Source organism: Kordiimonas aestuarii (assembly GCF_025574465.1).
Taxonomy (GTDB): domain Bacteria; phylum Pseudomonadota; class Alphaproteobacteria; order Sphingomonadales; family Kordiimonadaceae; genus Kordiimonas; species Kordiimonas aestuarii.
Genome location: NZ_JAOBPP010000014.1, coordinates 22,576 through 47,827 on the forward strand (window position 1 = coordinate 22,576; position 25,252 = coordinate 47,827).

Genomic DNA, 25,252 nt, shown 5'->3' on the forward strand with positions numbered 1-25,252 from the left:
CAAACAAAGGCGCTGCCGCTCAGGCGACAGCGCTTTCAAGCAAGGTAAGCGTGCGATTGCCGCCGTCAATGCGCGCGCGTGCACCAAGCGGCAAGGTGGCATTGTCCCTGATATGGCCGAACTGCGCGCCAGACCAGACCGGAATGCCGAGACCGCCAAAATGCTGTTCGAACACTTCGCCAAGGGTGAAGCCACCATAGGGTTCGCTCTCATCCGGCCCGCAGTCGGTAAAGCCGCCAAGCACGATGCCTTTGAGGCCGGGCAAGTACCCGCCCAGAGCAAGCTGTGTGATCATGCGGTCCACGCGGTAGATCTTCTCGCCGATGTCTTCAATACACAGGATCGCGCCGTCAAGAGTCGGGAAATAGGGTGATCCCATGAGGGAGCCAAACACGGTGAGGTTACCGCCTGCAAGCCAGCCCTCCGCCGTGCCGCTTACAATAGTCTGGCTACGGTTCTTGCGCGCCACAAGCGTGCCGTCGTTTTTCGGCTCCGTGCGGTACTCCAGCTTTTTGCCGTCAAACAGCAGCTTGGTCATCATCTCGGCCTCGAACTCATACCATGATGAGCCGGCGTTAGGCCCCAGATAGCTGACCATGCCCACTTTGGCCGCGAAGGCGGTGTGAAGTGCGGTGATATCGCTATAGCCAATCAGCACCTTCGGGTTTGCGCGGATGATGTCATAGTCCAGCATCGGCAACAGCCGCGCCGCGCCCCACCCCCCGCGCAGGCAAAAGATACCGTCCACTTCCGGGTCTTTGAATGCTGCCATCAAATCCGCGGCGCGGTCAGCGTCTGTGCCCGCCAGATAGCCATGCCGGTGCATCGCGTGCGGGAACACCTTGGCCTTGAGGCCCAGCACAGCGAGCGATTCAATGGAAAGCTGTAGCGTGAACTTCTCCCACGTCACGCCGGAAGGCGCGACAATGGCAACCGTGTCCCCGCGCTTCAGGCGTTTCGGTTTCAGAACGGATGGCTTCGCACCGGTTTGCGCCGCCAGCACACCTCCTGCACGCCCCGCACTGGCAGCCAGCGCGGCCACCGCCGCCACACCTGCCCCCTTCAAAAAATCCCGCCGTTGAACCATTGTCATTACCCTTCATGCTTATACGTGCCGCGCTGCATCCCATGGCGGCGGTTCAGAGAAGGAATAAAATATTATAAAACTCTGAAAATCAACCCCGCGCAGCACAAGAAATGGGAAAAAAATGAGGCAAAATAATGATTTTATATGGAATATTTTATTCTATAGCGACGCAAATTAATTCCCTCGGATAGTCAGGGTATCCCTAAGGACGGCCAAGGGGAAATGCCGCCGCCAACACGGCACGATCCGCCAACCACCGCGCGCGCCTTGCGGATCATATCCGCACGGGTGCGGCACATCCCCGGTATTGGCTTTGTCTGCGGTTTGCGCTATCGCATTGAAAAAGTAACAATGATTTAGGGAGCGGCGCGCCGATGGATGTAAAGGATCGGACAGTAGACGGCCTGGACGGCATGGCGGTGCGGGGCTTGCTTCAAGGTGCTGTCCTCAAGGGGCATGATCCGCATGAAATCCTGCGTACCGTTGCCATCAACCCCGACGTTTATGGCAATCCCCGGGCCACGATAGACGGCTCGGCCCTTGTCAGGCTTGTAAGGCAAATTCAGTTCACCCTGGACGATGTCTATCTTGGTTTCTTCGCCCACAATTGCCGGTTGGCACTTGAGACGGAGCGGCTGCTTTCGTTCCTGCACTGCAGCAGCTTTGGCGAGGCGCTGCGGGTTAGTATTCGCTTCACTGACGCCATGTCGACCGATGTCGGGCCATGGATTTCCGAAGAACATGGACCCGGGCTTCAGCATATCTGCAAATACATGACAATCCCGGGCGTCGACCGTGACATTCTGGTCTGGATCAGGTTTGTCTGGATCTACCATCTTTTCAGCTGGATGATCGGTCGTCCGCTTGCGCTGCGTGAGGTTTCCGTCCGGGGGCCGCGCCCGGTGCAACTGAACGGATTTGACCGCTTTGCCCTGTTCCGTTGCCCGGTTAGATACAATGCCCCGGTCGATGCGCTCAGTTATGACCGGAACGATCTGGCTGTCAGGCTGGTGCCCCGGTCCATCACAGAATATGATGAGTATTACGCCAGCGAGCCAGACTGGTTCGCCGCACTTGAGCAGCGCCAAAGCTGGCGCGAACGCACGCAGCAAGTGCTGGTTGAGCTTCAAAAAGCCGGGCTATGGTCTGCCCCCATTGAAGTTGTGGCTGCCCGCCTCAGAACCCGCCCCAGAAGACTGCGCCATGACCTTGCCGCCGAAGGGGAGAGTTTTCAGGATATCCGCACACGTCTGCGCGGCGAGCTTGCAAGCGCTTACCTGCTGGCAAGCGACCTGTCTGTCACCGCGATCGGTTTTGAACTTGGCTTCAGCGAACCAGGCAGCTTCTCCCGCCAGTTTATCTCCTGGGCAGGCATGGCGCCGTCCGCATACCGGTCAACCTATATTACCGATGCCGCCAAGGTGGCAGCCGCCACCGCGCTGCTGAACGAGCGCCGCATTCCCTGAGCCCACGCCGTAACCGGCTGGTCACTTTTGCCAAATCTTTCTGTCAGTCCCGTCATGGCCTCTCCGGTGGCGGGTGGTACCGTTTCCTCACACCTGAGAGTTGGGGAAGAACTCATCAGGCATGATCAAGATAATGGGGAAGGAAAAGCGGATGAAACTGAACCGCAACACACAATTTTTCCGTACGCGCCTGCTAATGCTTGGCGCTTCGACGCTTCTATGCAGCGGACTGACAACTGCTGAAGCATTTGCTCAAAGCCAGCCACAGGACGACACTTCCGAAAGTGTGGCAAAGGATAACACGTCAGATATCATTGAAATTGAGGACATCATCGTCACGGCGCAAAAGCGCCGCGAAGGCCTGCAGAACACGCCCATTGCCATCACCGCCCTTTCCGGGGATACGCTTGAAAAGGCTGGCCTCAAAAGCGTGGGCGATCTCGTGCAGGTTACGCCCAGCCTTCAGTTCGGGGAGCGTTTCGGCAACATCTTCATCGCGCTTCGCGGCATCGGGCAAGCTGGTCAGGATATCGGCAGTCAGGCGGGGATTACCGTGTCGCAGGACGGGGTGCCCTTCCTCAATCACTTCATGATGGATAGCACCTTCCTTGATGTATCACGCGTGGAGGTTCTTCGCGGCCCACAAGGGACCATCGAGGGCCGGAACGCAACCGGCGGTGCCATCAATGTGCACAGTGCCGTTCCGACGGACACCCCCGAAGGCTCCGTCACCCTGACGGCAGGCAACTATTCGCGCTACGGCATCAAGGGCCACCTGAACGGCCCGCTTGTTTCCGACAAACTGATGGGCCGGATTGCCTTCCAAGTTGATCGCGCGGACGGCTGGATGCACAACGCCACCCTCGACACCGACAAGAATGACACCAACCTGACCCAGGTGCGTGCATCACTTCTCGGCCAGCCTAGCGACACATTCTCCATCCGCACGGTATTTGAATATATGAAAGACCGGTCAAACCCCGCGTTCGCCACCGTGCTTGGCCGTGCCCGCCCCGATAAGCCGACAGCCATTGAGGTGCTGGGGCTTCCGGTAAACGACCTTGAAAACAATATCGTCTACATGAACCACACCGACCAGCGGGATACCGAAAGCCTCAAGGCAATTGGCATCGCACGCTGGGACGTAAGCGAGAATGTAGCCATCACATCCACCACCGGTTTCATCAAACATGATCTTGTGATGACCGACATCGATAACGATGGCACCAGCGGCGATTTCTCCGACTTTCCGCTCGTCGCGATCCATGTGAAACAGTTCACACAGGAGTTGACCCTCACCGCAGACCTGAGCGATCGGGCTGACATTATCGTCGGCGGTTTTTACATGAATGGAGAATCGACGCAGCCGCTTATCCTCAGTGTGCCGCCAACTCTGAACAACGCCTTCAATTATGATCCATCTGAAGACCTTGATTCATATGCCGTTTATGGCCAGATGCGCTACAAGTTGACCGAAAACCTGCGTGTCACCGCTGGCGGCCGCTATACCCATGACAGCAAGGATTTTGTCATGGATGCCTCCATCATTGGCACGCCAGCCTACAATGAGGCGGCAGGGGCGTGGGGTGCCTTCACACCGCGTTTCGCGATCGACTATATCCCGACCGACCAGATCCTGCTTTATGCCAGCGCCTCGCGCGGTTTCAAGTCAGGTGGCTTCAATACCTTTGGCGACGTGTCGCAACCGGTCAATATATTCGACCCGGAATTTGTCTGGAACTATGAGGTCGGCTTCAAGGGCATGTTCTTCGAGAAAAAACTGCGGATGGGTGTCACGGGCTTTATGTCTGACTACTCCAACCTTCAGCAGACCCTGTTCCGCATCAACCCTCAAACCGGTGTGCGTTATCCCCGCGTGGAGAATGCGGCGACAGCCAACATCAAGGGGATCGAACTTGAACTCGAGGCCATTCCTTTCAGCGGGCTTCGGATCATGGCCTCAGGCACGCGCCTGTTCGCCGAGTTTGGTTCTTTCTCCAGCATCGATCCGATCTATCCGGAACTTGGCATCAAGGACCTGACCGGCAACCGCTTGCCGCAAGCGCCTGAATGGCAGTTCAGCACCTCTGTCGAATACAGCTTCGACGTATCGAACGACCTGGAGATCACCGCGCGCGCTGACTACAAATGGCAGGACGATGTGTATTTTGACCTCTTCAATAATGAGCTCAACACACAGGATGCATATGGCTTGCTGAATGCCGCCCTCACCTTGGGCACCCATGACACCAGCTGGTCGCTGACGGCCTTCGTGCGCAACGCCTTTGACAAGCGCTATGTGGGTCAGTCCCTCACCGCGGCAAGTGACACCACACCGTCACGCGTCGGTCAATTGGGGACGCCGCGCATGTATGGCCTTGCGTTGCAGCACCGCTTCTAAACGACCGAACCACCGGGACCCCCCTCCCCAAACAACGCATGAGAAGTCTGAGCACACTGCCCGGGCTTCTCATGCGACCCGCGGGTTCATGGCCGATGCCGAGTATGAAGATCAAGGAATTTAAAGTGACACGTTACAATTGCGATGCCCCCGTACCCCAGATACGGCTTTATCAGGATTGGCTGGCACGCGAACGCGGCCTCCGGTTTGAGGATTATACAGAACTGTGGCAATGGTCGACCACCGACCTTGAGGCCTTCTGGCGTAGCGTGTGGGATTACAACAAAATAACATCGCCAACGCCGGTTACCTCGGTCCTTCGTGATCAAATTATGCCTGATGTTTCCTGGTTCGAAGGCGCCCAGGTCAATTATGCGTATCAGGTTTTCCACCACGCGGACCGAGCTGAAGCAGCCGAACAGCCCGCCATCATTGCCGATACCGAAAATGGCGATGTCCGCGAACTGGGCTGGAGAGAGCTTAAACGGCAAAGCGCCTCACTGGCGCTGGAGTTGCGCCAGCAGGGTGTTGGCCGCGGCGACCGGGTTGCCGCATACCTGCCGAACATCCCCGAAGCGGTAATTGCCTTTCTCGCATGCGCGAGCCTTGGTGCCGTCTGGTCGTTGTGCTCACCCGACATGGGCACACCTGCCGTGCTGGACCGGTTCAAGCAAATTTCCCCAAAAGCCCTGATCGCCACAGATGGCGTTTATTATGGTGGCAAGGCAATGGACCGCAGCGCCACCGTGAATGAAATGCGCGCTGCACTGCCCAGTGTGTCGGCGCTGCTGGTCATCCAGAGCGGATATGGCGACGGCCCGGTGTCTACTTCAACCGATTTTGCCGCAGCGCTTTCAAAGCCGGATGAAGAGGTAGCGGCATTTAGACCGGAATGGGTACCCTTCGACCATCCGCTGTGGATTCTCTATTCAAGCGGCACCACCGGGCTGCCGAAGGCGATCGTTCACGGGCATGGCGGAATTCTTTTGTCGTCATATGCGGGGCATCTGCATCTCGATGTCGGGCCAAGCTATGCATCCAATACTTTTGGCGAGCGCTTCCACTGGTACAGCGCCACCGGCTGGGTGATGTGGAACCAGCAGGTAAGCGGCCTGCTCTCGGGCGCTACCATCTGCCTTTATGATGGCTCCCCCAGCGGTACAAAGGCCCACCCCGATTGGCGCACAATGTGGGCTTTCGCTGCCCGGCACCAGATCACATGGTTTGGAGCGGGCGCCGCTTTTTACATCGCCTGCCGGAAAGCGGACCTCACCCTTGCCGAGTGCGGAGACCTAAGCAAAATCCGCGCGCTTGGCAGTACTGGCTCCCCCCTGCCCCCGGATGTCCAGCTCTGGGGTAACGAGCAATTTTCCGCCACCGGCAGACCCGATATCTGGTGGTGCAACATCAGCGGCGGGACTGATCTTTTCTCCGGTTTCATGGCAGGAAATCCCGAGCTACCGGCCACGCCCGGCAAGCTTCAGTGCCGCCACCTTGGCGCTGCCGTCGCGGCATGGGACGAGACAGGGAAACCCGTTGTCGGCGCCGTGGGCGAGCTTGTCTGCACACGCCCCATCCCCAGCATGCCGCTCTATTTCTGGGGCGATGAGGACGGCAGCCGTTACCGGTCCTCCTATTTCAGCGAGTGGCCAGGCATCTGGCGTCATGGGGACTGGCTGCGCATCGACAGCGACGGCAGTTGCTCCATCACCGGCCGGAGCGACGCAACCATCAACCGCCACGGGCTGCGCATGGGAACTGCAGACATCTACGCTGCCGTGGAAGGCCTTGCCGACGTTGCCGACAGCCTCGTCATCGACATTGAGGACCACCATGGCGGCAGCCAGCTTCTCATGTTTGTCGTCCCGGCCGAGGGCCGCCAGTTGAAATCCGGTCTTACATCTGCGATGGCGCTGGCGATCAGGAACAGCTTGTCCCCGCGTTTTGTCCCGGACCATTTCATCTGTGCCCCCGGCATTCCCCGAACCTTGTCGGGGAAAAAGCAGGAGCTTCCCGTCAAGCGCCTGTTTCAGGGCTGGCCAGCGCGCAAGGTCGTCAACCCGGACACCATCGCCAACCCGGACGTGATCCCCTGGTATTTGGAACGCGCGCAGGCGTGGCTTCGTGAAACGACCGCCCATGACACAGTTGAGGCGCAACCACGCACAGGAGAGCAACGATGAAGGTCGGGGTAGTCGGCGCTGGTCTGATGGGCGCAGAGATCGCACTGGTATTCGCGCTGGGCGGCATGCCGGTGATGCTGAATGACCTTGATGAAGCGGCGCTGGAACGCGGCATGCTCCGGCTTGCCAACCTGCTTGATAAAGGCGTCGACCGTGGCTTTTATTCACCCCGGCAGCGCGATCAGGCCCTTGAGCATATCAGCCCCACGCCTGAACTGAGCCACATGGCCAATTGTGACCTTGTCACCGAAGCGGTATTCGAGGCGCTGGAGGCGAAGGAAACGGTCCTGCGTTCGTTGGACAATATATGCAAGCCTGAGTGCATCCTCGCCTCAAACACGTCAACCCTGCCCATCTCAACGCTTGCGGCGGCCCTCGCTCCGGCGCGGCGCGGCAGATTTCTGGGCACGCACTATTTCTCGCCGGTGTCACGCATGAAACTCGTGGAAGTGATACCTGGTTTTGATACCGCCCCTGAGACAACCGGGCACGTCACCCGCCTGCTCGAAACCATTGGCAAGGCGCCGGTCAGGGTCAAGGATGTGGCCGGTTTCGCGGTGAACCGCCTGTTGCATGCCATGCTGATCGAGGCCGTGAAACTGGTGGAAGAAGGTGTCGCAACACCTGAAGACCTCGACACCGCCTGCCGGCTTGGCCTTGGTCACCCCATCGGGCCGTTCGCGCTGATGGACGCGGTAACCTCCAGCCTTTGCCTGCAAGTTCAGGACATTCTTCACGAAGCCTATGGCGAACGGTTCCGCCCGCCAGCGCTCCTCAAGCAGCGCGTTGCTGCAGGCCTTGTCGGCGGGAGAGGCCACACGGGCTGGACCCAAAAGGCAGCCGGAAAAAATGAACAATGAACGAAGGGAAACAAGAAATGCGCCATGATGCCCCAGCGGGCCAGACAGGAAGGGGCCCCGCTCAGCCCCGCGTGCGAACGGGCCTTGTGCTTGGCATGCTGTGCTTTGTTTATGTTCTCAATTTTCTCGACCGGCAACTCCTCTCCATTCTGGCAAAGCCGATACAGGACGGGTTAAACATCACCGATGGCCAGCTCGGTCTGATTACCGGTTTCTATTTCGCGCTGTTTTATTGCTTCATCGCCATACCCATCGGCTGGCTGGCCGACCGCACAAACCGCGTGAAGGTGCTGTCGGCCTCATGCGCGGTCTGGAGCATTGCAACAGCCGCCTGCGGCATGGCCAACAACTATGGCCAGCTTGTCGCGGCCCGCATGATGGTTGGGGTGGGTGAAGCCGGCGGCGTGCCGCCATCCTATGCCATTATTTCTGATTATTTCCCGCGGGAGCGACGCGGTACCGCCCTGTCCATCTTCAACCTTGGCCCACCGCTTGGCTCGGCACTTGGGGTGGCCTTTGGCGCATCCCTTGCCGCCACTTTCAGCTGGCGGGTGCCGTTTTATGTCATCGGCGCAATCGGCGTCATCACGGCCCTTATCGTTTACCGCGTCATCGCGGAACCCAGGCGCGGCGGACAGGACGCCGCGCGCGATAACGCGGCAGCAGATTTGGCTACTGGCCCGGCTACAGACATTGTCCCGCCCGGCTTTTTGAAGACAATCGCGCTTTTTTTTGCCAATCCGGTCCTGCTTCTGGCAGCGGCGGCAAGTGGGGCAGCAAACTTCATCACCTATGGGACGGCGAACTTCGCCACCCTCTTCCTCATGCGCGAGAAGGGCATGGAACTGGGTGATGTGGCAGTCTGGTATGCGCTGGTTGTCGGCATCGGCATGAGCGCGGGTATATTCGTGTCCGGACGGCTGACGGACAGGTTCGGCGCGCGGTCACGGTCAGCCTATGCCACCATCCCGGCGATCTCGCTTCTGCTTGCGGTACCGTTCTTCCTTGGCTTCGTCTGGTCCCCCACCTGGGAAATCGCGCTGCTGTTTCTGGTGGTCCCCATGTTTTTGAATTCGTTTTTCCTCACAGCCACGGTGACCTTTGTGCAAGGGGAAGTACGCCCGGACCAAAGGGTCATCTCAGGCGCATTGCTGCTGCTGGTGATGAATTTCATCGGCCTCGGCCTTGGGCCTACCTATGTCGGCATGGCCAGCGATTTCTTCCGCGAAAGCTATGGCAACCACTCGCTGCAGGCGGCATTCTTCGCCCTTGCACCCATGTATCTCATCGCCGCACTGATGTATCTCTATGTCGCGCGGCTCATTAACCGGTCAAAAGCCATCACAGAAGGATCTGCATAATGAAAATCCGGGCTCAATTCCGCACCGCTTTTCTCGGTTTTTGTGCACTGATGTATGCCACCTCAACCCCGCCTGCGAGCGCGGCAAATGACGCCGCACCGGTGATCGACGCACCGGCAGGCCAGTTGCGCGGCATAAAGGAAGGGAACGCGTCTGTTTTCCGCGCCATTCCTTACGCCCTGCCCCCCACCGGTGAGCGCCGCTGGCAGCCACCCGCCCCCATGCCGCGCTGGGACGGCGTGCGGGACGCACAGCAAGCCGGCCCTGCCTGCATGCAGCCCCCGATGGCCGCAGGCCCCTATAATCGCGGCGAGGTGAAGATGGATGAAGACTGCCTCATCCTCGACGTAACGGTGCCTGAAGGCGCAAAAAACGCTCCCGTGATGGTCTGGATTCATGGCGGCACGCTGATCTGGGGCTCCTCGCAGTCCCCCATGTATAATGGTGCGGAATTCGCGAAACGAGGTATCATCCTTGTATCCATCAACTACCGCCTCGGGGTGCTTGGTTATCTTGCACACCCGGAACTGAGCGCCGAAAGCCCCGAAAGCATCTCAGGTAACTATGGCCTTCTGGACCAGGTCGCGGCGCTCAAATGGGTGCGGGAAAATATCGCCGCTTTTGGCGGTGACGCCAGCAACGTGACGATCTTTGGCGAATCCGCCGGGGCACTCAGCACCGAATATCTGCTTGCCTCACCCGCCGCCCACGGCCTGTTCGACAAGGCAATTGTCCAGAGCGGCTATCTGTTCACCATGCCTGAACTGCGGCAGACAAAATACGAGGAACGCTCAGCGGAAGAGATTGGCACCGCGCTCACCACCACCCTTGGGGTGACAGGCATTTCCGATTTACGCCAAATGGATGCCCGTGCGCTCGTTGATAAGGCAGGCGCCGTGCGCTATGCGCCTTACGGCACCATCGACGGCAAGATATTACCGCGTCAGCTTGTCGATACATTTGACCACGGGGAGCAGGCGCAAGTCCCCCTGATGGCCGGGTTCACAAGCGACGAAATACGCACCCTTAGCTTCCTTGCGCCGCCCTATCCGCTGACGCCCGACGCTTATGCGTATGACATCAGGGTGCGCTACGATGACATGGCGGACGCCTACCTTGGGCTTTACCCACCGCAGGCGCTTGACAAGTCAAAGTTCGATGCCACTCGCGACGCGGTTTTCGGCTGGGCTTCGGAACGCCTTGTCAGAAAGCAGGCTGCCATCGGCCAGCCGTCCTATCTCTACTTCTTCAGCCATGCCTATCCTGCGGCTGTTGAGGCCAAGCTTGGCGCATTTCATGCCAGTGAGGTGCCTTATGTGTTTGGGGCCTTCGGGCGCACCCCTGCCAACTGGCCCGCAATGCCGGACACGGCTGCCGAGCGGCAGTTCGCGGGGGCCATGCTTGATTACTGGACAAGCTTCGCCCGCGACGGTCAGCCAACTGCGGCCAACGGCCCTGATTGGAACGCCTTCGCGCTTGAACAGGCCTATATGAACTTCGCGGATGTGCCGGTCGCGGGTCGGCAGTTCTCTCCCGGCATGTATGAACTGCATGAAGAGATCATGTGTCGCCGCCGGGCGACCGGTGCCCAGTCCTGGAACTGGCGCACCGGCTTCATCGCCCCGCCGCTGCCCGCGCCTGTTCCCGGGTGTGCAGCAAAACCATAAGGGCGCTTGCCCACCATATCTCCCACAGTGCGGCAGCCGCGACTATATGGCCGCCGCACTGTCGGTCGGCCCTGTGATGCCAGAGCAGGCCGCACCAAACACAGCAGACAGCGTTGCCAGCTCACCCTCCAAAAGCGGCTATAGCCACCCCCTTGCGAAAGCGGCTTGGGGGCCATACTCTCCTGCCAGCAAGAAAAACTGGCTGAACAGGCCCCAAGCATGCTAGGGCGCACCGGAAAGTCACCGGTAAACAGCTTTTGTTCAAGGGAGTGTCATGATGAAAAATATCGTTATCACCGGCGCGGCGGGCGCGCTTGGAGCTGCCGTTGTCGCGGCGCTCAATACACCCAAAAATACCGTCATTGCGCTGGACGCGGCGGCAAAACGCCCCGCACACCTGCCCGAGGATGTGCACTATCTTGGCGGATATGACCTCACGAATGCAGACACCGCAAAGGATGCCGCCAAGGCAGTCGGGGACATTTTCAAGGATGTGCACGCGCTGATCAACATCGCCGGCACCTTTGCCTGGGAAGAGGTGGCGACCGGCTCACCCGACACATGGCAGCGCATGTTCAACATCAATGTGATGACCGCCTTCAACACCACGCAGGCGCTGTTGCCCGCCTTCGCGGATGGTGGGTCTATCGTCTATATCGGCGCGGCGGCGGCACAGCCTGCCGGGCACGGCATGGGGTCATACGCCGCGTCAAAATCCGCGGTGCGCGCTTTGATGGAAAGCGTGGCTGATGAGCTGAAAGGCCGGCGGGTACGCGCCAACGCCGTGTTGCCGCGCATCATCGACACGCCCGCCAACCGCAAGGACATGCCGGACGCCAACTATAGCGAATGGACAAGCGCGGAGGCAATCGCAGACACCATCGCCTTCCTCGCCTCTGACAAGGCCCGCGCCATCAACGGCGCTTCCGTGCCGGTGACAAACGGCGCCTGAACCATAGGGCATTCATGAAACAAAGGCGCGGCCAGGGATATCCCGGCCGCACCTTTTTGTTTGTTCAATCGTGTTCGTCAGTCCGTGCAGGCCCCGCCGTCCGGCCAGCCGGTCCAGCCCGCCCCCCTCAGCGCCCGGCCGGGGGTTGCGCCGGTGTGCTCCCCTTCTTTCACGACCTGTACCCCGTTGATAAACACGTCGCGCACACCGGTGGCATATTGCTGTGGTTGTTCATAAGTGGCGTGGTCTGTGATGGTGTCGGCATCGAAGATGACAATGTCGCCAAAATAGCCGGGGGCAAGCATGCCCCGGTCCTTCAGGCCAAGGTTGCCTGCGGGGAAAGCGGTCATGCGGTGGATGGCGCTTTCTAGCGTGGTCGCCTTCATTTCGCGTACGTAACGACCAAGGAGGCGGGCGAAGTTGCCATAGGCCCGCGGGTGGGTGCTTGATTTAAGAAACGCGCCTTCCGCCGCCGGTGCCCCGGCGTCCGAGCCGAAGGACATCCACGGCAGCGCCACCGCGCGCTTGATGTTGTCTTCGCTCATCAGGAAATAGGCGACACCGACGCGGGTGCCGTCCTCGATCACAAGGTCCATCGCGGTTTCTTCCGCGCTGGTGCCGCGCTCCGCCGCAACGGCGGCCAACGTCATGCCGGTATATTTCTTCAAATCCGGGTTCTTGAAGCCCATCAACAGCACATGCTCGGCCCCGCCTGCTTCGGCGTAGAGATTTTCCCAATCGTCACCCGGTGTTTTCATCTCCTCCGCCACACGGGCGCGGGTTTCAGGGTCGCGCAGGCGCTCACGCCATTTCTCATAACCCCCTGCCTGCACCCATGTGGGCATGGCAGCGTCAAGCCCTGTGGCGCCCGCAGTATAATTATACATGTCCGCCGTGATGCGCAGGCCTTCCGCTCGCGCGGCTTCCACGCGGGCGATGGCGTCATCCAGCTTGTCCCAGTTGCGCTGGCCTGCCTGTTTGAAATGATAAATCTCCGCTGGCGCCCCGCTGTCACGGCTGATGGTAATCAGTTCATCGATAGCTTCCAGAAGGTTCCCGCCTTCCGAGCGCATATGACTGATATACATGCCGTCACACTTGGCCGCCTCGCTGACCAGCGCGGTCAGTTCATCGGTTTCCGCGAACGTGCCGGGCGCATAGATAAGCGAGGAGCCCACCCCCAGCGCGCCTTCTTGCATCGCGGTACGCACAAGGCCACGCATGGCGTCAAGCTGCTCCGCGCTCGGGTCAACATCGTCTTCACCCAGTTCATGCACCCGCACAGTTTCCGCACCGACAAAGGACGCAATATTGGGGGAGATGCCGCGCGCTTCCATATAGTCGAAATACTCGCCCAGACTGGTCCATTCGATATCGAACCGCAGGTCGCCCTGCTGGTCCAGCTTGGTTTGTTTCATCTCGGCGTTCAGGGGGCCCATGGACGAGCCCTCGCCCATCACCTCAAGCGTGACACCCTGCAGCACATCCGACATGCCGCGCCCGTCCACGATCAGGGTATGCGGTGCCCACGACAGCATGTTGATGAAACCGGGCGCAACGATCAGCCCGCTGGCGTCGATCTCCTTCTCGCCCGTTTCGGGGCTGGTGCCTTTGCTGATAGTAACAATCCTGTCATCATCCACCACCACGTCCCCCACAAAGCGGGCTTCGCCACTGCCGTCCACAATGGTGCCACCACGGATGATCAGGTCATGGGGTGCGGGTGTTTCCTCTGCCTTGTCGCATGCGACAAGCGCGCCCGCCATCAGTGCCACAAGCGCCGCGCCCTTAAACTGGTTCATGTAGGAATTCAGCATTATCTCTCCCCCTTTTATGCCGCTGTTTCTTACCAGCCAGCATAGGCGGATCGGGGGTATGCTGTACAGAGCCAATGCACCCCCGGCAACACCTTGGCTGACTTTCCTTGACACCCCGGCCATAGCCATTAGAACAGGCTATGGCGCAATAAAAAATGACAATAAAGTCTGGAGAGAAGGACAATGAAACAGATGCTTATGCATTTGCGGGTCCCGTGCGCCTTGGCCGCAGGATTATGGATGCTTACCGCAACGCCGCAAGCTGCTTTTGCCAATGCCGACGCCCCTGCCTCTGCCTCTGCCTCTGCCTCTGTGGCCGGAAAAGAAGATGCCAGCCAGTGCAAGCTGCGCCTTGTTGGCCGCCCGCCGTATAAACGCAACAAGCGCATGTGCCTTGACACCAGCGCCGCAAAACCGGCGAGCGACGACTGCGCGGCCCAGCCAGCCATGCACCCGGGCCACGGCCCTCAAAAGCGCCGCTGCAAAGCAGTTTGACCGGCGGACGGCAGCAGGGTGCACACACCTTGCTGCCATCCGGCCCATTCCCGGATTCACATAATTAGACCAGCGGTCTAATTTGTTACGAAACAAGCCGGGGTCACGACACGCCATGCCCGGAAAAAATACAGCCCGTAAAACAGGAGCTACCAGAGCCCGAACTGCCGAAACTGATGCTGCCAGCGCTAAAAGCGACAAAGCTGACGCCGCCGAACACAGCGATACCGGGAGAGGGATGATGAGTATCGAGAAGATCGGCGACGGTATCTGGGTCGCGGAAGGCAGGTGCGTTAATTTCCACAGCCTGCCCTTCCCCACACGCTGTGTGATTGTCCGGCTGGCAGACGGCGATATATGGGTGTGGTCGCCCACCGAACTGACAGCAGAGCTTCAAGAAGCCGTCCGCACCCTTGGCACCGTCAGATATCTTGTCAGCCCCAACAAGATCCATCACCTGTTTATGGGCGACTGGCAAAAGGCGTTCGCGGGCGCCGAACTGTGGGGGCCGGCGTCCACCACCAAAAAGCGTGATGACCTTGGCTTCACCGGCACGCTGGATGACGGCATGCCAGATGCCTGGCACACCGACCTCGCCATGGCCCACATGCGTGGCTCCTTTGTCATGGATGAACTGGTTTTTTTCCACAAGGCCAGCCGTACCACCATCCTTGCCGACCTGTCGGAGAATTTCAGCGAGGACTTCCTGCGCGCCAACTGGAAACCCTGGCAACGCAGACTGGCCCGCCTCGCCGGGGTGGTGGAAGGCAAGGCAAAAACCCCGCTTGACTGGCGTTTCACCTTCTGGCGGCGCGACAAAGCGCGCAAAACCCGCGATACAATCCTCGGCTGGCCCACAAAACAGGTCATCATGGCGCATGGCACGTGGCAACGCACCGATGGACAAGCCTTTCTGCGGAAAGTATTTTCCTGGCTATAGTCCCAAAATGCGACACCTGCCATCCCGGAAAAGTGATGAAGCCGCATGGTGGCGGTAATGAGAATCATTGATTGGTATGCCACATGGGGCTAGTCTCGCGGCGGGCATTCATGGGATTATCGTATTAAACACGCGCCGGAGGCACGCACTTTTGATGTTTGCAGTTTATGACGCGTCGGCGCACACATGTGCCGCCCGCCGTGGCGACAGCCTGAAAAAACGGACATCTGTCCTTGCCCTATCTGCTATTCTGGCGCTGACGGCTGGCATCGCCGCGCCCAGCCATGCCGACGAGGGAACCATCCTTCTATACACCCATGGTGACACCTACCCCGCACAGTGGAGCGAGGAAAACGGCATCTCCGGCATCGCAATCGATATCGCGACATGTGCCTTCTCCAGCCTTGATATGAATGTACAATTTGAGCTGGCACCGCTTTCACGCGCGACCGAATTGATGGCGGAGCATGATAATGCGCTGTGGTTCCCGAGCGTATTAGCGGGTGAGGAGGAACGGCTGAACAGGCTTGTCGGCCCCGTCGGCAGCGTTGACCTGATGTGGTATTCCCTCAAAAGTGCGCCAATCAAACCGGGGGAGGACGGCTTTCGCGAAAACGCAAAAGTCACTGCCTACACCGGCTCACGCACCGAAAGCATGCTCAAGGCCGAAGGGTATACACTTGCGCCCGGCAGCGCAGACCACATGCGCCTTGTGCACCTTGTTATCTCCGGCGGGGTGGATGCCGTGCTGGCGGTTGACTTCCGCTGGAAGTTGCCAAAGGCAACCAAGGCCATTGTAGCCAAGCACATGGACACTCGTCTTTACAAGGCTTTCCCCGTTGCCTATCAGGTATCCCGCCCGTTTGCAGCGCGTGATCCCGGGTTTATTGACCGCTTCCAGATAGCCGTAGACGGGTGCAAAACCGGGGATATGGCATCTGCCCCCGGCAAAGGACAGGCTCAGTAGACAATAAAAACCCGGCGCCGAAGCACCGGGTTCTCATCTCGCCCATACCTCTCAAGCATCAGGCGAAATAGTTAAAGCCGATCAGGTTCCAGGTGTAGTAGAACGTCAGGACCCAGATGGCGGCAAGCGCCACGATGGTATGCCGGATGCGCGGCCATACCCCTTCGAACAATCCATCACGCCACACAAGGAACGTTGTGTACAGGTGGTACAGGGTGCCAAAAAGCGCAATGATAGGGAAGACAAAGGCGAACTTCAAGGTTCCGGGAACGCTGTAGAACAACGGCAGCATACCACCGGCCAGCACGATGCCGATAAAGACGAAAAAGAGGATATTAGCCGCCGACACAAGAAGCGTTGCGCGGTATGCGTTCTTCGCTTCGCCAACCTGATTGCGGTAGCGCGCCCACTGAAGCGCAAGGCGGATGAACACAAACACAAATACAAGCAGGCATACCGCGAGAAGTGTCATGATGTAGCTGCTCGTCTCATAGAACTTCGCCGGGTAGAACTGCATCACCCCCATGCCGTCCAGCACATAACCGGTGACATCGCCTTCGTCATTGACCTGGAAGATGACCTGATCATTGTCACCCACCTGACGGAAGACATTCTCGCCCACCTCGACGTACCGCACTTCGCCGATCATCAGCGTGTTATCGGGCATCACAGCCACATCAACACTGCCGAGGCCGCGCAGGATGCTTTCCACCTTGGTATAGCTGGAGCGCGAGGAAACATAGGACCCTGCGTATTTCTGGCCGCGCTCTTTAAAGTCGGCAGGCGGTTCGACATAAGGCAATTCCTGCGGGAAAAACTCGTCATAGAAGTTTTCCACAAACGCCTGATGCACCGGCCCGGCACCGGGGCCCGAAAAGCTTGAGAACAGCATGAAGTCATTCGGAATGGAAAGCCCGAAGTGTGAAATGAAGATGGTGGTGCCCCCGTCATGGCCGAAGTTCTCGAACTCGGGCCCGCCAAAGTCACGCTTGAGGAACCCAAGCCCCGTACCGCGCGCCCGCGGATCATGCGAGAAGCCTTCATTGAGCATCTGGTTGAGCGTTTCTTCCTTCAGAATACGCACGCCGTCATACTCGCCACCGTTCAGAAGCGCACGCGCGAACTTCGCCATGTCTGGCGCAGAGACCGCGGACGCACCGGCCGGGCCGAAATTGGTGACAATCTCGTACGGTGTTTCTTTGTACTTACCGGCGCCGTACGTGTAGGCCTTGGCCATGAAGGGCTCAAGCTCGGCTGGCAGCGGCTCCACAAAAGTGGAATGGGTCATGCCGAGGGGGCCAAAGATATGGTTCTGGACATAAGTGTTGAAGTCCTCACCCGACACGTTGGCCACAATCAGGCCTGCAAGCGCGGTCGCCCAGTTGGAGTATGACACACGGGTTCCGGGCGGCACCACACGCTCTGGCTGGTGTTCCTCAAGGGATTTCGCAAGCGGCTCGATGCGGTCCGGGTCATTGATGATCAGGTAACCAAGCGCACCGTCCTCAAAACCCGGTGTGTGGGTCATGATGTGGCGAAGCGTGATCGGCTTGCCGGGGAAAGTGTCCTCCACCTTGAACTGGGTAACATATTCGTTCACGTCGGTGTCGATATCCAGCTTTCCCTGTTCGGCAAGCTGCATGACAGACACCCAGGTAAACAGTTTGGAAATGGAGCCCGGGCGAAACATGCTGGTTTCAGCGTCCACCGGGATGCGTTTTTCAACGTCGATATAGCCGTAACCCTTCTGGAAGATAATCTCCCCGCCCTGCATCACGGCCACAACGCCTGATGGGCTGTGCTCCTTCTGCATCAGCGGCTTGATAACGCCGTCGGCAAAGGCCTCAACCTCGCCCGCGTCCTTTAAATCCGGCGTGCCAGCATGGGCGGCGCCCGTCGCCATCACGGTGGCAAGGCCGAGCGTTATCGCCCACTTGCCCCAGGTACGTTGTCCCCATTTAAACATTTTTATTCTCCCTCCTTCAATTGCTGCCCGGCAGCAAATGTCCCCTCATCCACATTGCGGTGGATGAATTCCAGTATAGCAGGATCTTCTTTTCCCGTCCGGTCGAGGACCGGTGTGCCCACCCCCTTGAGGTAACGGTCAAAAAAGCCCTGCACATAGTCGTTCATGATGCGGTTCATGGCGTCCGCGGATACCGGGCCGAACAGGCCCAGCTTTTCCGCCACCGGCATCAGAAAGGCGAAGTCGCTGTAGTTCATGTGCTTGGCGTTCGCGACGGTGAGGCTATACATCGGCCCCGTCGCCTGCCTGTAGACAAACTCATTCACCTTGAAACGGGTTGGGCCCTTGCGGTTTGCGGGCTCCATGAACAGGTTACCGTCCGAGTTCATCAGCATGAACGGGCGGTTGATGGCAAAGCGCATGTTGTGTTCGCCAAACTGCAGGCCGTCCATGTTGATGCCCGCCTTGCAGCGTGCATCTTCAAGACACAGCATGCCCGCCGCCGCCCCGCCGTAAGACATACCGAAAACACCAAGCCGGGTGATGTCCATGTGGTTATAAAGGGGGCCAAACGCCCCAACTGTTTCCGCCTGCAACTCGTCGAGCAGATAGTCCGTATCGTCAAGCCAGAGCTTGAGGCCGCTGATGAAGCCCGACTGTTCGTTCATGAAGGCCGATACTTCGTTTGCGTAACTCTCATAGTCCGGCGCATTCACAAGGCGGACGATCATCGCCTCAAGTTCGGCCGTTTTCTCTGGCGTCAGTTCCTGAAACCCGAAACCTTCCGGCTTGAAGGACGCGGTTTTGCCGCCCTTCAGCCGCACCCATGCATTCTGGTGCGGATGTTCAAGCGAAAAGACCACATATCCGTGGCTTGCCAGATGTTCCATCAGCAGCACATTTTGCGCCCCGATGGAGCCGAAGCCGTGGCTGAACACCAGCACGGGAAAGCCGCCCGCTCGCGCGACGGGCGCACCGTCATAGCTATGGCCCTTGATGTCGCCGAGATAATCAAAAAACTCAAGCGGCAGGCCAAGATTGTCACCCATCAGGTGCCCTGCCTGCTCCACATCGGGGATGAAAGGCAGCGGCTCCGCGTCCGCAGGCACGCTGGCCGGATACCAGACCTGCACCGGCAACTCGCGCGCGCTGTGCGTCACAATATCTGTGCGGCTGTCGTCCGTCAGTATGGTGTGTGCATATCCGACACCATGGGGCCCGGAGGGCGCGGGCGGATCAAACACAGGGAAGCCAAGTGGCAGGATGACGGCAAGCGCCGCCAGAAGGGAGCCCAGCACCATATAGGCACCAAACACAGTCTTGCGCCGCCAGTTATTCGGCATCGGATATTCAAGCCGAAAGAAGGTTACAGCAAGAAGGATAAGCGCGAGCAAGGCACCCGGAAGTAGCGGCCCGCGCGGTGTACCAAAGGTGGACACCGCCACAAAGCCCGCGAAGGCGAGGCCCGAAGCATAGAAGGCCGCGCGTGCGAAACGGGCCTTGGGTAGGAAGCTCAGGAGAAGCGCAATGACAAGAATGCCGAAGGTGATGATTTCAAATGGTCCTGTCATATCCGCCCCAGTCACTCATCTGTGTTGCGTTGAATGAATTCAAGAACGGGCAAGTCTTCAGGCACGCCGCCGTCCAGCACCGGTGTGCTTTTGCCCTTCAGGTAGCGGTCAAAGAAGGCGAGCACATAGGTGTTCACGACCTTGTTCACGGCGTCAGGTGACACGCTGCCAAAAAAGGCCTCGCCCTTGCCCTCAGGCATCAGGTGCGCGAGGTCACAGAAATTCATGTGTTTGGCGTCCGCCACCGTCAGGCTGTAGACGGGGCCCCTGGCCTCATGGAAGACAAAATCATTGGCTTCAAAGTTTACCGGCACGCCGCGCCCGGTCTCACCAGTGTAATAATTCTGGTCCGAATTCAGCATCATGAAGGGCGCAGTGATGGGGAACTTCATATCGTGCTCGCCAAACTGCACCCCGACGATATTGATGCCCGCCTTGCAGCGGCTGTCATGGAGGCAGGTCATACCCGCCGTAGCGCCGCCATACGACATGCCGAACACGCCGAGACGCTCCATATTCATTGCATGATAGAGCTGCGCAAAGGCAGGCACCGCCTTGGCCTCAAGCTGGTCGATCACAAAATCGGTGTCATCCAGCCAAAGGCTTATGCCTTTCACGTAGCTTTGCTGGCCGAGGATGAATTCCCGCGCGAGGCTGAGGTAACCCTCATAATCTGACGCCTTGTGCATGCCGACAAGCGCGGCCTCCAGCGCGGCACCTTTCTCCGGCGTCATATCCGGGTCGCGGAAGGCAGCCGGGTTGAAGGTCGCCGATTTGCCCTCGCCCAGATTTACCCATGCCGCCTGGAAGGGATGGTCGATCGCAAAGATGATGTAGCCATGGCTTGCCAGCTGTTCCATCAGCTGGCTGTTCTCGGCGCTGAACAGCCCAAAGGCGTGGCTGTAGACAAGCACCGGGAAGCGCCTGCCATCCGCGACCGGCGCAGCCGCAAAGCTGTGGCCCTTGATGTCGTTCAGGTAATCGAATGTCTCAAGCGGCAGGTCAAGGTTCATGGCCATCATGCGCGCGGCCTGTGCGGGTTCGGGAACAAGCGTCATCGCCTCCGCGCCCAAGGGCACCGTGGCGGGGTACCAGACCTGCACGGCAAGTGCCCGGTGGTCATCCGCGTCCCCGGTCGCGCTCTCCGCCCGGCTTTCGTCCACCAACACGGTCCGGCTATAACCAACGCCATATGGCCCGGTGGGCGCGGGTGGCGCGAAGGGCGCATCGTCTGCGCCCGCCGCTAAACTCAGTGTCATGCCAAGGGCGACAGCAAGAACGCCAAACCGGCTTGTGATTTTCAGTCCTGTCATGTCGCCCCCGGTTTTTCTGTTATGCGACCCAGATGTCGCCCAGCACGCGCTTGAAATTTTCGCCCAGCACAAGGCGGATATGATCATCCGAGTAGCCACGCACGATCATCCGGTCCGCCAGGTCGAAAATGCGTTTTGGATGATCGAAGCCGTCCGCATCGATCTTGTCGCGGAAACCGTAGCTGGATTTATAGCCGGCCTTGAGCGCGCTATAGGCAGGCTCGGGGATGTCGTCATAGCCGTTCATGTCCATGTCGGAGCCGACACCCACATGCTCGATCCCCACCAGTTTGGCGACATAGTCGATATGGTCGACAAGCGTCTCAATCGTGGTGGGTTCCTTGGCCGACAGGAAATTACGGACGCCCGTGATACCCATCACGCTGCCCGCCTTGCCCATGGCCCTGATCGCATCGTCCGACTTGCAGCGCACATGACCTTCCGCCAGTGCCCGCACGTTTGAATGCGTGATCAGAACAGGCTTTTTCGAAAGTTCGAACGCGTCCAAGGTCGTCTGGTCACCACAGTGGGACACATCAACCGCCATGCCCAGTTCGTTCATGCGGGCGACCACCGCCGCGCCAAAGTCGCTGATGCCGCCGTCCACCCGGTCGGTGGAGCCGGAGCCAATAAGGTTCTGGCTGTTATAGGTCAACTGGCTGACGCGCTGGCCCATATAGTAGAACTGGTTGACGTCATCGACGCTTTTAAAATGGTCCGAGTTCTGGATACCGACGATATACCCAATGCGCTCCCCTTTCTTGAGGGTCTTGAGGTCCTCAAGGCTGTCGATACGCTGAAGGTGTTCAGGGTATTCCGCCGCATAGGCATTCATGCGCGCGATGAAACCTTCGGCCTCATCGCCGCCAAGGCCCACGGCGGGGTGGAAAACATCCACCCCCGAAGCCAGAAGCACGTCCAGCTCATCCCGCTTGACCTCAAATGCGTCAGAAAGCTTCGGGTTCTTGCTGAACGCCGCTGTCATCATGTGCTTGAACGGGGACAGGATCGACAGCATGTCGAACACCTGCACCGAATTCACCACATCCAGCACCCGCGTACTGTAAGCCGTATCAGCCGCGAACACCTTGAACGAACCGAAGTTCACCATTGGCATCGCTACAGCGGCTGCCCCGGCACCCGCCACACCACGCAGGAAAGACCGGCGATTATATTTTGACTGTGTCATTGTCTGTCGTCCTTTCATTTGCGCCTAGTAGTGCTGGAAGCCGAGAATGTTCCAGTAATAGTAGAACACCGTCATATAAACCCCGGCGAGCGCCACGAGCGTATAGTGAACCCGCCGGCCACGACGCCAGTAGCCTTCGCGCCATGCCATCACCGCGTGATACACCACCCCGATGGTCAGAAGGCTGGCCACAATCGGCAGCACGAGGTTGAGGTCAAAAATGAACGGAATGTTCTGGAACAGTTCCATCTGGTAGACCGAAACGATAAGCAGCAGGAAGATAACGAACAGAAGGTTCGCACCCGCCATCCCCATGGAGAAGCGGATTGCGTTCCGCTCGCCGGTTTCCATCAGCTTGTATTCCTTGCGGCGATAGCACCAGCCAAGGAAAACGGTGATGAAAAGAAGGAAACACACCACCGGCAACAGCATTTTGAAAAGGCCGCTTTCAAACGCTGGTGCACGGCTCGCGTTCATGAACGGCAGGCCTTCTATGTAAAGGTCGATGATCTCGCCGTTCTCGTTTTCACCAAAGGCGATCATGTGCGCACCGTCAACCTGACGGAACAGGTTTTCACCTACCTCGACATATTGTTTCGGTCCGCCAAAACCGGCAAAAATGAGCGTGCCTTCGCCCGATGGTGCCACTTCAAGCCCACCGCCCATAAGCCCCATGGCTTTCTCGATTGTGGTCTCGTTATGGCGCCAGAACTGGTAGGTACCGGCATATTTTCCAGCGCGTTCGTCAAAGTCCGCGGGCGGAGTGACAGATTCCAGCTCAACCGGATAATAATGATCGTAGAAGGTCTCCACGAAGGTATCGCGGCCCTTGGTATCACTTGACGTGGCATAGGAGATAAAGATGCCCAGCTGTTCCTGTTGGTCGAGCAACAGGTTGGTGTGGAACTGGAAGGTATCCCCGCCGTGGCCGATCAAACGGTGGCCATTGATATATTCCTCATAGAAGCCGTGCGCCATGCCGCCAAGCCGTTTGTCGCCCTGGAACAAGACAGAATGCATCTGCGCGGTAGTCTCTGGCGACAGGATGCTGTTGCCGTCAAGCGTGCCGCTGTTCAGGTGCGCAAGCATGAATTTCGCCATGTCGGTCGCTGATGATGCCATCGCGCCCGCCGGGCCAAAACCGGTAATCAGTTCATAGGGCTGTGCAACCGGCTTGCCCGCCTCGTTGCGGTAGCCCATGGTCTGCCCGCCCGCGAGGTTTTCCGGCAGCGGCTCACGGAATGTGGAATGTGTCATGCCAAGTGGCGCGTAAATATTCTGCTCGACATATTCGTTGAATGACACGCCGGAAACATTGGCGACAATCAGCCCCGCAAGCGCGGTGGCATAGTTCGAATAGGACGAATATTTACCCGGCGGGTTGATGCGCGCCGGCACATAGGTTGCCATCGCGTCCCTCAGTTGGGTGATATTGTTGATATCATAATTGATCAGGTAGCCGAGTGCGCCTTCCTCAAAACCCGATGTATGGGTGAGGATATGACGCATCGTAATCGGCTCATCAAATGTATCTGGAATCTGGAAGGTCTTGAGGTAGGTGTTCACGTCCGCATCAAGGTCGATCTTGCCCTGTTCCACCATTTGCATCACCGATGTCCAGGTAAAGAGCTTGGAGGTGGAGCCGATACGAAACAGCGATGTCTCCGGGTCCACCGGGATATCCTTGTCAATATCCTGATAGCCGTAGCCACGCGCGAAGATCAGCTTGCCATCCTTGACGACAGAGACCGTCACGCCCGATATATCAAGCGTCTTGCGGTGGCTTTCCACCATGCCGTCGATAAAGGCTTCAAGGCCTTCATAGCCGCCGGATGCAGTGGCAGGCGCTGCGGCTGCCTCAGCCACACTTTGTGCCATCTCGTCCGCCGCGTCTTGTGGCAGGCTGTCGTCCTGCGCGTAGGCGGCGTAGCTCACGCTAACCATAAGCGCTGCAAAAAGCGCCATCAGTTTCCGTATCATTTTCCTCACTCCCACTGTTTTGATAAGGCTTCCGCCTCATTCCCCTTTAAGTACCGTTATCCCCAAAGCGTCCTGTTCGGGACTTCCACAATCCCGCCCGTGCCGTAAAACAGGCCATTGTCCACATCGCCCGCCAACAGGAGCGGACCGTCGATATCGACAAAATGGCAGAACTGGCCGATGACATAAGCCGGTGCCATGGAAAGCGAAGAGCCGGTCATGTTACCCACCATCAACGACTTACCGTCACGCAGCGCCATGTTGGCCAGCAGCAAGCCAGCGGAAAGACCACCGCATTTATCCAGCTTGATGTTGATGACATCATACCGGCTTGCGGCCACTTCATATTCGCTGGCGTCAAGGCAGCTTTCGTCACCCCCCAGCGGCACCGGTGAGGTGTACCCCTCAAGCTCCGCGTCACCGCCGCGCTTGAGCGGCTGTTCAATCATGGCGATACCCAGCTTTTCGCACGCCGGGGCATATTCCTTCAGTTCCTCAAACGTCCAGCCCTGGTTCACGTCAATAATGAGCGTGGCATCAGGCCTTGCGTCGCGGATCGCCTCCAATTTGCCTACGGGATTGTCCCCGTCCAGCTTGATCTTGAGATTTGGATATTTGGCGTAACTTGCCGCCGTGGCCGCCATCTGCCCGGCAGAGCCGATGCCCACCGTGCAAACGGTCTTCAGCGTCTTGGGGGTCATGTTCAGCCGCTCCCACACACTGACGCCCGAGCGCTTGGCCTCAAGGTCCCACAGCGCGCAATCAAGCGCGTTTCTGGCACCGCCGGGCGGCAGCATATGCTGCACCCTGTCGTGCGCCAGACCCGCCTCAATCTTGGGGGCGATCTCCGCCAGTTGTTCCAGCATGAGATCGGCGGTGTCATTCAGGTAATAAACGCCAACGCCTTCTCCCTGCCCGCGGACACCGTCTGCCTCCAGGGTTACCCGCACCGTATCGGTGGTGTTGAAGGTATAGCCCGTGATGACAAACGGTGCCTTGAGCGGGAAGCTTACTTTCTCGAAATGCATTCTCATCGG

The 25,252-nt window shown here is 58.7% G+C and carries 18 protein-coding genes; 10 read left to right on the plus strand and 8 right to left on the minus strand.

What is annotated here, in order from left to right; genetic code table 11:
- Window positions 1-19 precede the first annotated feature (19 nt).
- Window positions 20-1,087, minus strand: a complete 1,068-nt coding sequence (locus OEU85_RS03530) for a S66 peptidase family protein (protein ID WP_262690060.1) — start codon at window positions 1,085-1,087, stop codon at window positions 20-22.
- Window positions 1,088-1,461: 374 nt separating this feature from the next.
- On the opposite strand from OEU85_RS03530, the gene OEU85_RS03535 reads away from it, so the two are divergent.
- The 7 genes from OEU85_RS03535 (at window position 1,462) to OEU85_RS03565 (ending at window position 11,977) form a co-directional block, all read left to right on the plus strand.
- On the plus strand, window positions 1,462-2,553 hold the full coding sequence (locus tag OEU85_RS03535; RefSeq protein WP_262690061.1) for an AraC family transcriptional regulator: 1,092 nt from the start codon (window positions 1,462-1,464) through the stop codon (window positions 2,551-2,553).
- Window positions 2,554-2,704: 151 nt separating this feature from the next.
- The gene (locus tag OEU85_RS03540; RefSeq protein ID WP_262690062.1) at window positions 2,705-4,954 is read left to right on the plus strand and encodes a TonB-dependent receptor; all 2,250 of its coding nucleotides are present in this window, start codon (window positions 2,705-2,707) and stop codon (window positions 4,952-4,954) included.
- A gap of 125 nt (window positions 4,955-5,079) precedes the next feature.
- Entirely contained in the window at window positions 5,080-7,137 is a 2,058-nt protein-coding gene (locus tag OEU85_RS03545; protein ID WP_262690063.1) for an acetoacetate--CoA ligase, read from the plus strand.
- Window positions 7,134-7,997 carry a 3-hydroxyacyl-CoA dehydrogenase family protein gene (locus tag OEU85_RS03550; protein ID WP_262690064.1) on the plus strand — a complete coding sequence of 288 codons (864 nt, stop codon included), beginning with the start codon at window positions 7,134-7,136 and terminating at the stop codon, window positions 7,995-7,997. Before OEU85_RS03545 ends, OEU85_RS03550 begins: the two co-directional genes overlap by 4 nt.
- Window positions 7,998-8,014: 17 nt before the next feature.
- Window positions 8,015-9,358 (plus strand): spinster family MFS transporter, encoded by a 1,344-nt coding sequence (locus OEU85_RS03555; protein ID WP_262690065.1) that lies wholly within the window; start codon window positions 8,015-8,017, stop codon window positions 9,356-9,358.
- Window positions 9,358-11,025 (plus strand): carboxylesterase/lipase family protein, encoded by a 1,668-nt coding sequence (locus tag OEU85_RS03560; RefSeq protein ID WP_262690066.1) that lies wholly within the window; start codon window positions 9,358-9,360, stop codon window positions 11,023-11,025. The genes OEU85_RS03555 and OEU85_RS03560 overlap by 1 nt, the downstream gene beginning before the upstream one ends.
- A 274-nt stretch (window positions 11,026-11,299) precedes the next feature.
- Window positions 11,300-11,977, plus strand: coding sequence for an SDR family NAD(P)-dependent oxidoreductase (locus tag OEU85_RS03565; RefSeq protein ID WP_262690067.1), 678 nt, complete (start codon window positions 11,300-11,302; stop codon window positions 11,975-11,977).
- Window positions 11,978-12,054: 77 nt separating this feature from the next.
- Here the strand turns inward: OEU85_RS03565 and OEU85_RS03570 are convergent, their stop codons facing one another.
- The gene (locus OEU85_RS03570; RefSeq protein ID WP_262690068.1) at window positions 12,055-13,794 is read right to left on the minus strand and encodes an N-acyl-D-amino-acid deacylase family protein; all 1,740 of its coding nucleotides are present in this window, start codon (window positions 13,792-13,794) and stop codon (window positions 12,055-12,057) included.
- Window positions 13,795-13,977: 183 nt separating this feature from the next.
- Here OEU85_RS03570 and OEU85_RS03575 point away from each other — a divergent pair, with 183 nt between their 5' ends.
- The 3 genes from OEU85_RS03575 (at window position 13,978) to OEU85_RS03585 (ending at window position 16,196) form a co-directional block, all read left to right on the plus strand.
- Entirely contained in the window at window positions 13,978-14,289 is a 312-nt protein-coding gene (locus tag OEU85_RS03575) for a hypothetical protein (RefSeq protein WP_262690069.1), read from the plus strand.
- 241 nt (window positions 14,290-14,530) lie between these two features.
- A complete protein-coding gene (locus OEU85_RS03580; protein ID WP_262690070.1) occupies window positions 14,531-15,229 on the plus strand; it encodes a DUF4336 domain-containing protein in 699 nt (232 codons plus the stop codon).
- Window positions 15,230-15,383: 154 nt separating this feature from the next.
- Window positions 15,384-16,196, plus strand: a complete 813-nt coding sequence (locus tag OEU85_RS03585; RefSeq protein ID WP_262690071.1) for a hypothetical protein — start codon at window positions 15,384-15,386, stop codon at window positions 16,194-16,196.
- A gap of 58 nt (window positions 16,197-16,254) precedes the next feature.
- Here OEU85_RS03585 and OEU85_RS03590 read toward each other — a convergent pair whose 3' ends face one another.
- From OEU85_RS03590 to OEU85_RS03615, 6 genes are read right to left on the minus strand one after another with little or no spacing between them, the layout of a single operon-like run.
- On the minus strand, window positions 16,255-18,162 hold the full coding sequence (locus OEU85_RS03590) for a serine hydrolase domain-containing protein (protein WP_262690072.1): 1,908 nt from the start codon (window positions 18,160-18,162) through the stop codon (window positions 16,255-16,257).
- Between the two features lie 2 nt (window positions 18,163-18,164).
- Window positions 18,165-19,733: an alpha/beta hydrolase family protein gene (locus tag OEU85_RS03595; protein WP_262690073.1), complete on the minus strand. Its 1,569-nt coding sequence runs from the start codon at window positions 19,731-19,733 to the stop codon at window positions 18,165-18,167.
- An 11-nt stretch (window positions 19,734-19,744) separates the two neighbouring features.
- Window positions 19,745-21,046, minus strand: coding sequence for an alpha/beta hydrolase family protein (locus OEU85_RS03600; protein WP_262690074.1), 1,302 nt, complete (start codon window positions 21,044-21,046; stop codon window positions 19,745-19,747).
- A gap of 19 nt (window positions 21,047-21,065) precedes the next feature.
- Window positions 21,066-22,235 (minus strand): dipeptidase, encoded by a 1,170-nt coding sequence (locus OEU85_RS03605; RefSeq protein ID WP_262690075.1) that lies wholly within the window; start codon window positions 22,233-22,235, stop codon window positions 21,066-21,068.
- Between the two features lie 24 nt (window positions 22,236-22,259).
- Window positions 22,260-24,215, minus strand: a complete 1,956-nt coding sequence (locus tag OEU85_RS03610; RefSeq protein ID WP_262690076.1) for a serine hydrolase domain-containing protein — start codon at window positions 24,213-24,215, stop codon at window positions 22,260-22,262.
- Window positions 24,216-24,271: 56 nt separating this feature from the next.
- Window positions 24,272-25,249, minus strand: coding sequence for a dipeptide epimerase (locus OEU85_RS03615; RefSeq protein ID WP_262690077.1), 978 nt, complete (start codon window positions 25,247-25,249; stop codon window positions 24,272-24,274).
- Window positions 25,250-25,252 lie beyond the last annotated feature (3 nt).

Coding starts and splice junctions, on each gene's coding strand:
- OEU85_RS03530 (WP_262690060.1), bottom strand. CDS start 1,087: ATGGTTCAACGGCGGGATTTTTTGAAGGGGGCAGGTGTGGCGGCGGTG.
- OEU85_RS03535 (WP_262690061.1), top strand. CDS start 1,462: ATGGATGTAAAGGATCGGACAGTAGACGGCCTGGACGGCATGGCGGTG.
- OEU85_RS03540 (WP_262690062.1), top strand. CDS start 2,705: ATGAAACTGAACCGCAACACACAATTTTTCCGTACGCGCCTGCTAATG.
- OEU85_RS03550 (WP_262690064.1), top strand. CDS start 7,134: ATGAAGGTCGGGGTAGTCGGCGCTGGTCTGATGGGCGCAGAGATCGCA.
- OEU85_RS03555 (WP_262690065.1), top strand. CDS start 8,015: ATGCGCCATGATGCCCCAGCGGGCCAGACAGGAAGGGGCCCCGCTCAG.
- OEU85_RS03560 (WP_262690066.1), top strand. CDS start 9,358: ATGAAAATCCGGGCTCAATTCCGCACCGCTTTTCTCGGTTTTTGTGCA.
- OEU85_RS03565 (WP_262690067.1), top strand. CDS start 11,300: ATGATGAAAAATATCGTTATCACCGGCGCGGCGGGCGCGCTTGGAGCT.
- OEU85_RS03570 (WP_262690068.1), bottom strand. CDS start 13,794: ATGCTGAATTCCTACATGAACCAGTTTAAGGGCGCGGCGCTTGTGGCA.
- OEU85_RS03575 (WP_262690069.1), top strand. CDS start 13,978: ATGAAACAGATGCTTATGCATTTGCGGGTCCCGTGCGCCTTGGCCGCA.
- OEU85_RS03580 (WP_262690070.1), top strand. CDS start 14,531: ATGAGTATCGAGAAGATCGGCGACGGTATCTGGGTCGCGGAAGGCAGG.
- OEU85_RS03585 (WP_262690071.1), top strand. CDS start 15,384: ATGTTTGCAGTTTATGACGCGTCGGCGCACACATGTGCCGCCCGCCGT.
- OEU85_RS03590 (WP_262690072.1), bottom strand. CDS start 18,162: ATGTTTAAATGGGGACAACGTACCTGGGGCAAGTGGGCGATAACGCTC.
- OEU85_RS03595 (WP_262690073.1), bottom strand. CDS start 19,733: ATGACAGGACCATTTGAAATCATCACCTTCGGCATTCTTGTCATTGCG.
- OEU85_RS03600 (WP_262690074.1), bottom strand. CDS start 21,046: ATGACAGGACTGAAAATCACAAGCCGGTTTGGCGTTCTTGCTGTCGCC.
- OEU85_RS03605 (WP_262690075.1), bottom strand. CDS start 22,235: ATGACACAGTCAAAATATAATCGCCGGTCTTTCCTGCGTGGTGTGGCG.
- OEU85_RS03610 (WP_262690076.1), bottom strand. CDS start 24,215: ATGATACGGAAACTGATGGCGCTTTTTGCAGCGCTTATGGTTAGCGTG.
- OEU85_RS03615 (WP_262690077.1), bottom strand. CDS start 25,249: ATGAGAATGCATTTCGAGAAAGTAAGCTTCCCGCTCAAGGCACCGTTT.